Raw genomic sequence first — 12,542 nt, 5'->3', positions numbered from 1 at the left:
TGGCCCGTCAAAGGGCCGTGGCGACCAGGAAGCTGCGCGGGAAAGGCAGCAGCACCCGCCCCGCGACCTCGGGGTAATGCGGCGCGATCTCGCGGCGATAGGCGGCCAGGAATGCCGGCCGCTCGGCCTTGTCCAGCCGGTCCAGATAGGGCCGCAGCGCCGAGCCGAGGAACCAGCCCACGATGCCCTCCAGCCCGTCCAGTTCGACATGATAGGTCGTGCGCCAGACATCGACCCGCGCGCAGAGGGGGCGCAGCAGCGCATGCAGTGCCACCGGCGACAGCAGCGGCTGGCGCTGTCCGGCCGCCGCCGCCAGCCGGGCCGACCAGCGCGGATCGGCGGCACTGCGGCGCATGGCCACATGGCTCGGCTCGTCCAGGTTGTCGGGCATCTGCACCGCCAGCGCGCCGCCGGGGCGCAGCAGCCCGACCAGATGCGGCAGCAGCACCCGGTGATCGGGCACCCATTGCAGCGAGGCATTGGCAAAGATCAGGTCGGGCGGCGTCTCGGGACGCCAGCTTTCGACATTCCCCTGCACGAAGCAGCAGCCGGGCAGGGCGGCCTGGGCGGTGCGGATCATGTCGGCATCGGGATCAAGGCCGACGACCTGCGCGCCGGGGAAACGCTCGGCCAGCAGGGCGGTCGAATTGCCCGGGCCGCAGCCGATGTCCACCACGAGGTCCGGCGCCTCCAGCGGCAGCGCCGCCAGCAGGTCGCGCGCCGGTCGGGTGCGGTCGTCCAGGAATTTCGCATATTGCGTGGCCGACCATCGCATGGCGTTCCTCCAGCCCGGATTCGCCCGCAGGCTAGAGGATGGCCCGCCGCCTGAACAGGCCGACCCTTAGTGAAAATCCCGCGATTTCGGCATTATCCTGACCTGGCGCGGATGGCCGGCGCGCGGGGCCGGCAGGGCCGGGCATGGCTCTCCGGCCAGGCGCAGCAGCGCGTCGGAGCGGTCGCCCAGCCAATGCGCGACGATATGGGTCACGCCCTCGGCACGCTGGAGCTGGCCGTGGACCTCCAGCAGGCGGGCGGTCATCACCACCTTGCGGAATCGCGCGAAGGTCTTTTCCCAGATCACCAGATTCGCCACGCCGGTTTCGTCCTCCAGCGTGACGAAGCAGGTGCCGTTGGCGCTGCCGGGGCGCTGGCGCACCAGCACGATGCCGGCCATGCGCAGGCGGCCGCGATTCGGCAGGGCGGCAAGGTCCGCCGCCGAGGCATAGCCCTGTGCTGCCAGGCTGCGGCGCAGGAAGGCCATGGGATGGGCCTTCAGCGACAGGCGCAGGGTCTGGTAATCGGCGGTGACATGCTCGCAAAGCGGCATGGCGGGCAGGGCAACGGCGGGCTCGGCGCCCTCGTCCCGGGCCCCGAACAGCGGCAGGTCCGGCGCGTCGCGCAGGGCGCGTGCCTGCCACAGCCCAGCCCGCCGGTCGAGCCCCATCGAGCGCAAGCCGTCGGCCGCCGCGATCAGCCGGATGGCGCGGGCATCGAGCCCGGCGCGGGCCTTGAGATCGGCCAGGTCGGCATAGGGCGCGTCCCGCGCAGCCTTGATGCGTTCGGCCAGCGGTTTGGACAGCCCTTCGACCTGGCGCAGGCCGAGGCGCAGCGCGAAGGCGCCGTCGCAGGGCTCCAGCATGTTGTCCCATTCGCTGATGTTCACATCCACCGGCAGCACGATGACGCCGTGGTCGCGCGCGTCGCGCACGATCTGGGCGGGCGCGTAGAAGCCCATCGGCTGGCTGTTGAGCAGCGCCGCCGCGAAGGCGGCCGGGTGATGGCATTTCAGCCAGGCCGAGACATAGGCCAGATGCGCGAAGGCCGCGGCATGGCTTTCGGGAAAGCCGTAATCGCCGAAGCCCTTGATCTGGTTGAAGCAACGCTCGGCGAAGTCGCGGTCGTAGCCGCGTTCGACCATGCGGCCGACCATCCGGTCCTGCAACCGCTCGATGGTCCCGCGCGAGCGAAAGGTGGCCATGGCCTTGCGCAGATCGTCCACCTCGGCGGGTGAGAACTCGGCGGCGACCATGGCAATCTTCATCGCCTGCTCCTGAAAGATCGGCACGCCTTCGGTGCGGTTCAGGATCTTGAACAGTTCGTCCGGGGGGCCGCATTCGGGCGAGGGGGCGGGGTAATCCACCGTCTCCAATCCCGCCCGGCGGCGCAGATAGGGATGGACCATGTTGCCCTGGATCGGGCCGGGGCGGACGATGGCGACCTGGATCACCAGGTCGTAGAACTCCTTGGGCTTCAGCCGCGGCAGCATGGCCATCTGCGCCCGGCTTTCGACCTGGAAGGTGCCGATGCTGTCGCCTCTTTGCAGCATGGCATAGGTCTCCGGATCGTCCCGGTCGAAATCCGAAAGCGTCAGCGCCTTGCCGTAATGCACCCGGACCAGTTCGAAGCATTTGCGGATGCAGGTCAGCATCCCCAGCGCCAGCACATCGACCTTGAGGATGCGCAATTCGTCGATGTCGTCCTTGTCCCATTCGATGAAGCTGCGCTCCGGCATGGCGGCATTGCCGATGGGCACGGTTTCCGACAGCGGCCCCTCGGTCAGCACGAAGCCGCCGACATGCTGCGACAGGTGGCGCGGCATGCCGATCATCTCCTCGGCCAGCCTGACCGTGCGCCGCAGCAGCGGGTCGCCCAGGTCGAGCCCGGCCTGGTCGGTCGAGGCCGCCGACATGTCCTTGCCCCAGCTGCCCCAGACCGTGTCGGCCAGCGCCGAGGTCACGTCCTCGGACAGGCCCATGACCTTGCCGACCTCGCGGATGGCGCTGCGCGGGCGGTAATGGATCACCGTGGCGCAGAGCCCGGCGCGGTCGCGGCCATAAGCGTCATAGATGTGCTGGATGACCTCCTCGCGCCGCTCATGCTCGAAATCCACGTCGATATCGGGCGGCTCCTTGCGGTTTTCGCTGATGAATCGCTCGAACAGCAGTTCATGCTTGGCGGGATCGACCGGAGTGATGCCGAGGACGTAGCAGACCGCCGAATTCGCCGCCGAGCCGCGGCCCTGGTTCAGGATGCCCTGATCTTCGGCATAGCGGACGATGTCGTGGATGGTCAGGAAATATTGGGCGATCTCCTTCCGGCGGATCAGCGCCAGTTCCTTGACCAGCGTGGCGTGGACCTTCTCGGGCACGCCGGCAGGATAGCGCCAGGCCGCGCCCTGCCAGGTCAGGTTTTCCAGATGCTGCTGCGGGGTCAGGCCGGGCGGCACGCTTTCGCGGGGATATTCGTATTGCAGCTCGTCCAGCGAGAAGCGGCAGCTGTCGGCGATCTCGCGCGTGGCGCGGATGGCATGGGGCCAGTCGGCGAACAGGCGGACCATCTCGGCCGGAGGCTTCAGGTGACGCTCGGCATTCTGCGCCAGCAGCAGGCCGGCCCGGGCGATGGTGGTGCCCGCGCGGATGCAGGTCATCACGTCCTGCAGCGGCCGGCGGTCGGGGGCGTGGTAATGCACGTCGTTCACCGCGACGATCGACAGCCCCGCCGCCCGCGCCGCCCGGTCGAGGCGGTTGATCCGCGCCCGGTCGTCGCCGCGATAAAGCCAGCTGGCCGCGACATGGGACAGCTGCGGCAGGCGGCGGGCCAGGCCGGGCAGGGGTGCAAGGTCGTCGCCCGGCAGCCAGATCAGCCGCATGCCTTCGGCATGGGCGGCCAGGTCGTCCAGGCTCAGGTCGCAGCGCCCCTTCTTCTGCCAGTTCCCGTCCAGGTCGTGCCGCCGGCCCTTGGTGATCAGCGAGGCGAGCCGGCCATAGGCGGCGCGGTCGGTGGGATAGGCCAGGAAGGCGCTGCCCTCCGCCAGCACGATCCGCGCCCCGATCACCGGGCGCAGTTGCAGCTTCTTCGCCGCGGCATGCAGCCGCACCACCCCGGCCAGGCTGTTGAGGTCGGCGATCCCCAGCGCGTCATAGCCCATCAGATGCGCCGCCAACGCCAGCTCGCGCGGCTGCGAGGCGCCGTGCAGGAAACTGAAGGCGCTGGTCACTGCCAGTTCGACGTAATCCGCGGGCGGGTTCGGGTGCTCGGCCGGGGGCAGCGGGATCTGGGGGCGGGCATGATGGTCGGGCATCAGGCGAAGATCCCGTGCAGGAACCAGCGCGGCGCGCCGCCGCGGCCGTCATGGACCAGCCCCTCGCGATAGATCCACAGGCGCAGGCCGCTGTCGTCCTCGATGCGGAAATAGTCGCGCAGCCGGGTGCCGGGGCGGTCGTGCCACCATTCCGGAGCGATGCGCTCGGGCCCGGCATGGCGGGCGACGCGCAGGGTCTGCCGGCGCCAGACGAATTGCGCCGGCGGGCCTTCGGGGATGGCGTAGAGCACGCGGATCTCCTCGGGCGGGTTGAGCAGGCGGATCGGCCGGTCGGCGCGCGCGACCGGGGCGGGAATGGTGGCCAGCGGCGGGCCGGGTGTCTCGGCGCGTTCGGGGACATGGCTTTCGCGCGGCAGCGGCCGGCTGATCGCCGCCGCGCCGAAGCGCGCCGCCAGCCGGTCCACCAGCCGCGCCAGTGCCAGCCCTGCGGGCGCGGCACCGTCGAGGCCGGGCTGGGTCTGGGCCAGCGGCTCGACCGCCTCGGCCGCAAGCCGGATCAGGTCGAAGCCATAGCCAGGGTCCAGCCGTTCGAGCCGGCCGTCGAACAGGCGCAGCAAATGGCCGGGGTCGCGCGTGGGCGCGGCCAGGGCGACGCGGATGTCGCGCCGCTCGCCATCCACGCGAAACACCGACAGGCACAGCCGCCGGCAGCCGCGATCCGCCGCCGCCATCTGCGCGCAAAGATCGGCCAGCAATCCGGGCAGCCAGTCCGAGGGGTCCATCACCGGCTCGGCCAGCCGGGCCTCGGCGGCGTATTCGGGTGCGGGCTCGGGCGCATCCAGCGGCTCGGCCGCCCGCCCCAGCGCCTGGTCGAGGCGGATCAACGGATTGTCCTGCGGCTCGGCCCGGGCAAAGCGGCGCATCAGTGACAGGCGCGGAAGGGCGGCGAGGTCGCCGATGGTCCTGAGCCCCAGCCGGCGCAAGAGCAGCAGGGTTTCCCCCGACAGCCGCAACCCGGCCACCGGCAGCGGCGCCAGCGCGGGCAGGGGATCGGCGCAGATCGTGCGCTCGGGGCCGAAGCGGGCCAGCGCCCAGGCCGCGCCGCGCGTCGGCGCCAGCGCCAGCCGCGCGGTCAGCCCGGCCCGGGCGAAGCCGGCCTGGATCTCGGCCAGCATCGCCGCCTCGCCGCCGAACAGATGCGCGGCGCCGGTGGTGTCGAGAATGATGCCGTCCTTGTCGTCGGGCGTGCTGAAGGGGCCCCAGCGCCGGGCCCAGAAGGCCAGCCGCGCCAGTTTTGCGGCATCGCGTCGGGGCTCGGCCGGCTCGATGCGCAATTCGGGGCAGATGGCGCGGCTGTCCACGGCGCGGGCGCCGATGCGGGCCCCGGCCCGTTCGGCGGCGCGGTTCGCGGCATGGATGACGGGCCCGTGCGGACCGGGCGCGGCCAGCGCCAGCGGGATCTCCTCAGGCCAGGCGTCGCCCCGGCGCGCGGCGCGGTTCAGCCAGCTCTCGATCGCCAGGCGGGGCAGAGAAATCGAGACGATCCGCCGCCCGGTCATGGCGCACCACCCAGGTCGAGGGCGGCTGGCCGCGGACCCGGAACAGTTCCGCCAGCCAGCGCGGCTCGCCCGGCGCCTGCGGATCGTCCGGGTCGGGGGCAGAGGGCAGCGGCGTCACCCGCCAGCGCATCCGCGCCGCGCTGGGTTCGGGCGGCGCGGCGTGGCGGATCAGCCAGCAGGGCAGGCCCGCCGCCTCGGCCCGAAGCGCCAGGCGGCGGCTGGCGGTGAAGCTCAGCGCCGCAGCGGCGCCATGGATCTCGCCCACCACGGCGGCCAGGGCGCGGCTTTGCAGCCCGTCCTCCAGCGCCGCCAGCACATCGGCGGGGCGCGTCAGGTCCAGCCGCAGCAGGTCGCGGCCCATGCCGGGCAGGAAGGGGGCGCCGAATTCGGTCCGGCTTAGCCGGTCCTGCGCCCAAAGCACCAGCCCCGGCGGCAGGGCGGCCAGGACGAATCCGGGCGCCGCCCCCGCCAGGGGACGGGCGCCGAAGGCTTCGGACAGGGTCGGCGCGCTCGGTTGCGGCGCCGCGGGGACTGGCGCCCGTCCGAAAGGCGCCACCCCGGAAGGGAAAGGGCGAGCGGACATGGTTCAGTCAGTATGTTCCTGATTTGTTCCTATCCCTTGTCCAAGGATTCGTCAATCCGGCCGCGCCAGGGAACATTGCACTGCCTGCGCGGTTGAGGCCATCTGACGCCAAAGGTGCAGGACGAAAGGCCATGGCCCATGCAAGCCGCAAGACATGCGGGGCAGGGCAGCAGGATCGGGACAGGGCATGCAACGCCGGGCGGCGGGGAAAACCCCATGGCCTTCATCCCGGTCATCGGGCCGCTCATCCGGGGCCAACCTGCGAGCCGCGGTTTTGCTCCCTGCCGCCCGGCACGGAGCGGCCCGATGCGGCACCGCCCGCGCAACCCTTGCGAGCCGCGCGCCAAGCGCCTAGAAGGCGGGGCGCAGCCTTGCCAGGGAAAATGCCATGCTCGACCATCTGACCTATACCGCCCCCGAACCGAAGATCATTCAGGGTGCGAAGCAGGATTGGGAACTGGTCATCGGGCTGGAGGTCCACGCCCAGGTCGCCTCGAACGCCAAGCTGTTTTCCGGTGCCTCGACCGGCTTCGGGGCCGAGCCGAACAGCCATGTCGCCTTCGTCGACGCTGCCATGCCGGGCATGCTGCCGGTGATCAACGAGTTCTGCGTGGCGCAGGCGGTCAAGACCGGGCTGGGCCTGAAGGCGGCGATCAACCTGGTCTCGGCCTTCGACCGCAAGAACTATTTCTATCCCGACCTGCCGCAGGGCTACCAGATCAGCCAGCTTTACCACCCGATCGTGGGCGAGGGCGAGGTGATCGTGGACATGGCCCCCGGCGTCGCCCGCCGCGTCAGGATCGAGCGCATTCACCTGGAACAGGATGCCGGCAAGTCGATCCACGACATGGACCCGAACATGTCCTTCGTCGACCTGAACCGCACCGGCGTCGCGCTGATGGAGATCGTCAGCCGCCCCGACATCCGCGGCCCCGAGGAGGCGGCGGCCTATGTCGCCAAGCTGCGCCAGATCATGCGCTACCTCGGCACCTGCGACGGCAACATGCAGAACGGCAACCTGCGCGCCGACGTGAACGTCTCGGTCTGCGCGCCCGGCGCCTACGAACGCTACCAGGAGACCGGCGATTTCAGCCATCTCGGCACCCGCTGCGAGATCAAGAACATGAACTCGCTGCGCTTCATCCAGGCCGCCATCGAATACGAGGCACGCCGCCAGATCGCCATCATCGAGGATGGCGGCAAGGTGGTGCAGGAAACCCGGCTCTATGACCCCGACCGGGGCGAGACCCGCTCGATGCGCTCCAAGGAAGAGGCGCATGACTACCGCTATTTCCCCGATCCCGACCTGCTGCCGCTGGAGATCGAGCAGGCCTGGGTGGACGAGATCGCCGGCGCGATGCCGGAACTGCCGGACGAGAAGAAGGCGCGTTTCGTCACCGAACTGGGCCTGTCCGAATACGATGCCGGTGTGCTGACCGCCGAGGTCGAAAGCGCCGATTACTTCGAGCAGGTCGCCGCCGGGCGCGACGGCAAGATGGCGGCGAACTGGGTCATCAACGAGCTGTTCGGACGGCTGAACAAGGAAGGGCTGAGCGTCGAGACCTCGCCCGTCTCGGCCGCCCAGCTTGGCGGGGTGATCGACCTGATCGGCTCGGGCGCGATCTCGGGCAAGATCGCCAAGGAACTGTTCGAGATCCTGTGGACCGAGGGCGGCGATCCGGCCGAGATCGTCGAGGCGCGCGGCATGAAGCAGGTCACCGACCTCGGCGCCATCGAGGCGGCGGTGGACGAGATCATCGCCGCCAATCCGGCGCAGGTGGAAAAGGCCAAGGCCAACCCGAAGCTGGCCGGCTGGTTCGTGGGCCAGGTGCTGAAGGCCACCGGCGGCAAGGCCAACCCGGCGGCGGTGAACGAACTGGTGGCCAAGAAGCTCGCCCTGGCCTGATCCGCCACGGACAGCCGGCGTTCATCCCGCGATACCGCGGCGCGGCTTGCGCGCGGCAGGGCAAGGGGCCTTTCCGGCCCCGCCCAGCCGCGCCAGGGCAAGCCCTTCGGCCGTTTTCCGCTGCGCGGCCCGGCCTGTCGGCAAGCCTTCGCCATTCCGGCCCGGCATGAATGAAATAAGCTCGCGGCTTTCCGCCGCAGCCCGCCGCTCAACGGCGGCCGGCGGGAGATTGTCCATCATGGGAAATATGCCCGTGCTGCGGCATCGAGTTTTGGTCATGAAGATCAAACCTCGGAGGGCGTCCCGCGCTATCGTTCGGGATGGCTGGCACGAGCGGCGACCTGGTGCGGCCCGATAGGCACGCCATCTGATCGGCATCCGGGCCAGCGGCTTCTCCAGATACCCGAGCCGTTTCGCGCATGATCGCTTGGTCCTGCATGCCGATGGCTCCTCCTCGGATGACCTTGACACCTGCCCGATAAAAAAGACCCCGCGCCGGAACGCGGGGCCTTGGTCAGGCGGGGCCGGGGATCACTCCTCGACCGTCACCTTGACCATGTAGTCGGGCTCGACCACGGCGCCATTGGCGGCCGGGTCGCCCTTCTTGATCGCGTTCAGCACGTCCCAGCCGTCGACCAGCTGGCCGACAACGGTATATTGCCCGTCCAGGAAAGTCGCCGGCGCCAGGTCGATGAAGAACTGGCTGTTGGCGCTGTTGGGATCCTGCGCCCGCGCCATGCCCACGGTGCCGGCCTGGAAGCTGACATCGTTGAACTCGGCCGCCAGGTCCGGCATGTTCGAGCCGCCCATGCCCGCCCGCGCGGTATCGCTGCCGTGCTTGCCGAATTCGACATCGCCGGTCTGAGCCATGAAGCCGTCGATCACGCGGTGGAACACCACCCCGTCATAGGCGCCCGATTTCGCCAGCGTCACCAGGCGCTCGACATGGTTCGGCGCCTTGTCGTTGTAAAGGTCCAGCACGATCCGGCCCTTGGCCGTGCCCTTGGAATCGGCCACCTCGATCACCAGGTTCGGACCCGGCCCGTCGGTGACGCCCGGCAGGCCCTCGGCCAGGACCGGATGGGCGGCCGCGCCGGCGCCCAGCACCAGGGCGGGAAGCAGCAGCTTATTCCACATCGGCCGCCACCCTCACCGAGATCATCCGGTCGGGATTCGCCGGCGGCTCGCCGCGGGCGATCTTGTCGACATGCTCCATGCCCTCGATGACCCGGCCATAGACGGTATACTGGCCGTTCAGGAAGTGGTTGTCCTTGAAATTGATGAAGAACTGGCTGTTGGCCGAGTTCGGGTTCATCGAGCGCGCCGCGCCCAGCGTGCCGCGGTCATGCGGCAGGCGCGAGAACTCGGCCGGCAGGTCCGGCAGGTCCGAGCCGCCGGTGCCAGCGCGGCCCGGATTGTAGTTGTTTTCCATGTTGGCATGTTCCACATCGCCGGTCTGGGCCATGAAGCCCTCGATCACGCGGTGGAAGGCCACGTTGTCGTATTTCCCGGCGCGGGCCAGTTCCTTCATGCGCTCGGCATGTTTCGGCGCCACGTCGGGCAGCAGTTCGATCACCACCGGGCCGTCCTTCAGCTCGATGATGACCGTGTTCTCGGGATCCTTGATCTCGGCCATGGGGGTCTCCTTCTGATGGCTTGGGCAAAGGCATAAGCGTTTCGCCCCGCCCAGACAACGCCCGCCGGCGCCGTGCGTTTCGCCGCATGCCCGGCCTCCGGCGCCGGTTGACGAAAATGTCATGATGCGGGAAAACCCCGGCGGGGGACGGTCAGCCCAACATGAAAGGGACATGAGCATGGCGGATTTCAACACGATCGACGACCTGGAGCTTGACGGCAAGGTGGTGCTTGTCCGCGTGGACGTGAACGTCCCGGTCGAAAACGGCCAGGTCACCGATGCCACGCGAATCGAAAAGATCGTGCCCACCGTCAAGGACATCCAGGCCAAGGGCGGCATCCCGGTGCTGCTGGCGCATTTCGACCGCCCCAAGGGCAAGCGCGTGGACAGCATGAGCCTCAAGGTCGTTCTGCCGGCGCTGCAGCGCGCCCTGGGCCAGGAGGTCAGGTTTGCGGACGAGGCCATCGGCGGCCCCGCCAAGCGGGCTGTGGCCGACCTGAAGCCGGGCGATGTCCTGCTGCTGGAGAACACCCGCTTCTATCCGGGCGAGGAAACCAATGACGCGACCTGCGCCGCCTCGCTGGCCGCCCTGGGCCAGGTCTACGTCAACGACGCCTTCTCGGCCGCCCATCGCGCCCATGCCTCGACCGAGGGCATCGCGCGGCTGCTTCCTGCCGCCGCCGGCCGGCTGATGGAGGCGGAGCTCAAGGCGCTGGACGCCGCGCTTGGCAATCCGCAGCGCCCGGTGGTGGCGGTGGTCGGCGGCGCCAAGGTCTCGACCAAGCTCGACCTGCTTGGCAACCTGATCGAGAAGGTCGATCATCTGGTCATCGGCGGTGGCATGGCCAACACCTTCCTGGTCGCCCAGGGCATCGAGGTCGGCAAGTCGCTGGCCGAGCGCGACATGGCCGATACGGCGCGCGAGATCCTGGCCAAGGCGGAACAGACCGGCTGCACCATCCACCTGCCGGTGGACGTGGTGGTGGCGCGCGAGTTCAAGGCCGGCGCCGACAACGAGACGGTGGCGGCGGATGCCTGCCCGGCCGATGCGATGATCCTGGACGCCGGCCCCGCCACGGTGGCGAAGATCCGCGAGGTCTTCGAGGCCAGCCGCACGCTGATCTGGAACGGCCCGCTTGGCGCCTTCGAGATCGCGCCCTTCGACGCCGCGACCAATGCCGCCGCGCAAGAGGCCGCGCGGCTGACGCGCGAGGGCAAGCTGATCTCGGTCGCCGGCGGCGGCGACACGGTGGCGGCGCTGAACAAGGCCGGGGTGTCGGGCGATTTCACCTTCATCTCGACTGCCGGCGGCGCCTTCCTGGAATGGATGGAGGGCAAGGAACTGCCCGGCGTCGCGGCCCTGCAGAAACGCTGAGGCCTGCCGCCCGGCAGGCGGAGGAGCCCCTCGCGGGGGGCTGTTCCGTCTGATGCCGGATCGGCGCATCGGCGCAAGCGAAAGGGCGGCAGGGGACGCCCTGGTGTCCCCTGCCGGCTGCGGTCAGTTCCCCTCGGCCGGTGCGGCTTCCGGCGCGGCTTCGCCTGCCGGCATGGCCGGTGTCGTCGCGGCGGGCGGCGCGTTGCGCGTCACGTCGCGCGAGTCGGTGTCGAGGAACAGGATATAGAGAAAGGCCCCGATCGCGATCGCAAAGGCCAGTCCCAGCACCAGGAAGAAGGGCCGGTTCTGGCGGATCTGTTCGGGAATGCCGTCGGGATCTTCGTTCGCCATTGGAATTCCTCCCAATTCTGACAGCGGAATAACGCCGAAAGGCGGCCATGTGTTCCGTTAGCGCAATCGCGATTGCCCTTGCCGGCTGGTCTGTTAATCAGCCGGCATTCAGACATGGAGTTCCCGATGCAGATGACCGATACCGTCCGCAAGATCCTCGCCAATTACGAGGGCGAAGCGCCGGGTGTGAAGGCACAGCTGGCCCGCATGCTGATGACCGGCAAGCTGGCCGGCACCGGCAAGATGATCATCCTGCCCGTGGACCAGGGTTTCGAGCATGGCCCGGCGCGCAGCTTCGCGCCGAACCCGGCCGGCTATGACCCGCATTACCATTACCAGCTGGCGATCGACGCCGGGCTCAACGCCTATGCCGCGCCCCTGGGCATGATCGAGGCGGGCGCCGACACCTTTGCCGGCCAGATCCCGACCATCCTCAAGGTGAACTCGGCCAATTCGCTGATGTCGGACACCGCCGGCAAGAACCAGGCGATCACCGCCTCGGTCGACGACGCGCTGCGGCTGGGCTGCTCGGCCATCGGCTTCACCATCTATCCGGGCTCGGACATGGCGCTCGACATGATCGAGGAGATCGTCGAGATGCGCAAGGAAGCCGCCGCCAAGGGCGTGGCGACGGTGATCTGGTCCTATCCGCGCGGCGAGGCGATCAGCAAGGACGGCGAGACCGCCATCGACATCGCCGCCTATGCCGCGCAGATCGCGGCGCTGATCGGGGCGCATATCATCAAGATCAAGCTCTCGACCGACCACCTGGAACTGGGCGAGGCGAAAAAGGTCTACGAGGCCAAGGGCATCGACATCTCGACCCAGGCCAAGCGCGTGGCGCATTGCATGCAGTCGGCCTTCAACGGCCGCCGCATCGTGGTGTTCTCGGGCGGGGCGGCCAAGGGCGCGGATGCGGTCTTCGACGACGCGCGCGCCATCCGCGACGGCGGTGGCAACGGCTCGATCATCGGCCGCAACAGCTTCCAGCGTTCGCGCGAGGATGCGCTGGAGATGCTGGGCAAGCTGGTGGACATCTATCTGGGCAAGGCCTGAGCGCCGTGGGGGCGCTGCCCCCACACCCCCGGGA

At 69.3% G+C, this 12,542-nt stretch carries 11 protein-coding genes; 3 read left to right on the top strand and 8 right to left on the bottom strand.

Translation table 11 applies throughout. The features are described from left to right. Nucleotides 1–7 precede the first annotated feature (7 nt). The 4 genes from tam to ESD82_RS05935 form a co-directional block, all read right to left on the bottom strand. The gene (gene tam, locus ESD82_RS05950; RefSeq protein WP_147428768.1) at nt 8–775 is read right to left on the bottom strand and encodes a trans-aconitate 2-methyltransferase; all 768 of its coding nucleotides are present in this window, start codon (nt 773–775) and stop codon (nt 8–10) included. A 66-nt stretch (nt 776–841) separates the two neighbouring features. After that, nucleotides 842–4,081 (bottom strand): error-prone DNA polymerase, encoded by a 3,240-nt coding sequence (locus ESD82_RS05945; protein ID WP_147428769.1) that lies wholly within the window; start codon nt 4,079–4,081, stop codon nt 842–844. Beyond that, the gene (locus tag ESD82_RS05940) at nt 4,081–5,601 is read right to left on the bottom strand and encodes a Y-family DNA polymerase (protein WP_147428770.1); all 1,521 of its coding nucleotides are present in this window, start codon (nt 5,599–5,601) and stop codon (nt 4,081–4,083) included. The genes ESD82_RS05945 and ESD82_RS05940 overlap by 1 nt, the downstream gene beginning before the upstream one ends. Further along, nucleotides 5,507–6,184, bottom strand: coding sequence for an ImuA family protein (locus ESD82_RS05935; RefSeq protein ID WP_147428771.1), 678 nt, complete (start codon nt 6,182–6,184; stop codon nt 5,507–5,509). The genes ESD82_RS05940 and ESD82_RS05935 overlap by 95 nt, the downstream gene beginning before the upstream one ends. 388 nt (nt 6,185–6,572) lie before the next feature. Between ESD82_RS05935 and gatB the strand changes: the two genes are divergently transcribed. Beyond that, the gene (gene gatB / locus ESD82_RS05930) at nt 6,573–8,090 is read left to right on the top strand and encodes an Asp-tRNA(Asn)/Glu-tRNA(Gln) amidotransferase subunit GatB (protein ID WP_147428772.1); all 1,518 of its coding nucleotides are present in this window, start codon (nt 6,573–6,575) and stop codon (nt 8,088–8,090) included. 21 nt (nt 8,091–8,111) lie between these two features. Here gatB and ESD82_RS05925 read toward each other — a convergent pair whose 3' ends face one another. From ESD82_RS05925 to ESD82_RS05915, 3 genes are all read right to left on the bottom strand, one after another. After that, nucleotides 8,112–8,330, bottom strand: coding sequence for a hypothetical protein (locus tag ESD82_RS05925; RefSeq protein ID WP_147428773.1), 219 nt, complete (start codon nt 8,328–8,330; stop codon nt 8,112–8,114). A 291-nt stretch (nt 8,331–8,621) separates the two neighbouring features. Continuing rightward, on the bottom strand, nt 8,622–9,227 hold the full coding sequence (locus ESD82_RS05920; protein WP_147428774.1) for a peptidylprolyl isomerase: 606 nt from the start codon (nt 9,225–9,227) through the stop codon (nt 8,622–8,624). Next, complete coding sequence (locus tag ESD82_RS05915) at nt 9,217–9,726, bottom strand: peptidylprolyl isomerase (RefSeq protein ID WP_024843319.1); 510 nt, start codon at nt 9,724–9,726, stop codon at nt 9,217–9,219. Before ESD82_RS05915 ends, ESD82_RS05920 begins: the two co-directional genes overlap by 11 nt. A 178-nt stretch (nt 9,727–9,904) precedes the next feature. Here ESD82_RS05915 and ESD82_RS05910 point away from each other — a divergent pair, with 178 nt between their 5' ends. After that, nucleotides 9,905–11,101 carry a phosphoglycerate kinase gene (locus ESD82_RS05910; protein WP_024843318.1) on the top strand — a complete coding sequence of 399 codons (1,197 nt, stop codon included), beginning with the start codon at nt 9,905–9,907 and terminating at the stop codon, nt 11,099–11,101. 123 nt (nt 11,102–11,224) lie between these two features. Here ESD82_RS05910 and ESD82_RS05905 read toward each other — a convergent pair whose 3' ends face one another. Next, nucleotides 11,225–11,452, bottom strand: a complete 228-nt coding sequence (locus tag ESD82_RS05905; RefSeq protein WP_147428775.1) for a hypothetical protein — start codon at nt 11,450–11,452, stop codon at nt 11,225–11,227. A 126-nt stretch (nt 11,453–11,578) separates the two neighbouring features. On the opposite strand from ESD82_RS05905, the gene ESD82_RS05900 reads away from it, so the two are divergent. Further along, nucleotides 11,579–12,508 carry a class I fructose-bisphosphate aldolase gene (locus ESD82_RS05900; protein ID WP_024843316.1) on the top strand — a complete coding sequence of 310 codons (930 nt, stop codon included), beginning with the start codon at nt 11,579–11,581 and terminating at the stop codon, nt 12,506–12,508. The last annotated feature ends 34 nt before the right edge of the window (nt 12,509–12,542 follow it).

The sequence above is a fragment of the Paracoccus pantotrophus genome (assembly GCF_008824185.1).
In the GTDB taxonomy this organism is placed as follows: domain Bacteria; phylum Pseudomonadota; class Alphaproteobacteria; order Rhodobacterales; family Rhodobacteraceae; genus Paracoccus; species Paracoccus pantotrophus.
The sequence above is the reverse complement of the archived record's forward strand: the minus strand, read 5'-3'. Positions and strand labels throughout refer to the sequence as shown.

Coding starts and splice junctions, on each gene's coding strand:
- ESD82_RS05900 (WP_024843316.1), top strand. CDS start 11,579: ATGCAGATGACCGATACCGTCCGCAAGATCCTCGCCAATTACGAGGGC.
- ESD82_RS05940 (WP_147428770.1), bottom strand. CDS start 5,601: ATGACCGGGCGGCGGATCGTCTCGATTTCTCTGCCCCGCCTGGCGATC.
- ESD82_RS05925 (WP_147428773.1), bottom strand. CDS start 8,330: ATGATGGACAATCTCCCGCCGGCCGCCGTTGAGCGGCGGGCTGCGGCG.
- ESD82_RS05920 (WP_147428774.1), bottom strand. CDS start 9,227: ATGTGGAATAAGCTGCTGCTTCCCGCCCTGGTGCTGGGCGCCGGCGCG.
- ESD82_RS05915 (WP_024843319.1), bottom strand. CDS start 9,726: ATGGCCGAGATCAAGGATCCCGAGAACACGGTCATCATCGAGCTGAAG.
- ESD82_RS05905 (WP_147428775.1), bottom strand. CDS start 11,452: ATGGCGAACGAAGATCCCGACGGCATTCCCGAACAGATCCGCCAGAAC.
- gatB (WP_147428772.1), top strand. CDS start 6,573: ATGCTCGACCATCTGACCTATACCGCCCCCGAACCGAAGATCATTCAG.
- ESD82_RS05935 (WP_147428771.1), bottom strand. CDS start 6,184: ATGTCCGCTCGCCCTTTCCCTTCCGGGGTGGCGCCTTTCGGACGGGCG.
- tam (WP_147428768.1), bottom strand. CDS start 775: ATGCGATGGTCGGCCACGCAATATGCGAAATTCCTGGACGACCGCACC.
- ESD82_RS05945 (WP_147428769.1), bottom strand. CDS start 4,081: ATGCCCGACCATCATGCCCGCCCCCAGATCCCGCTGCCCCCGGCCGAG.
- ESD82_RS05910 (WP_024843318.1), top strand. CDS start 9,905: ATGGCGGATTTCAACACGATCGACGACCTGGAGCTTGACGGCAAGGTG.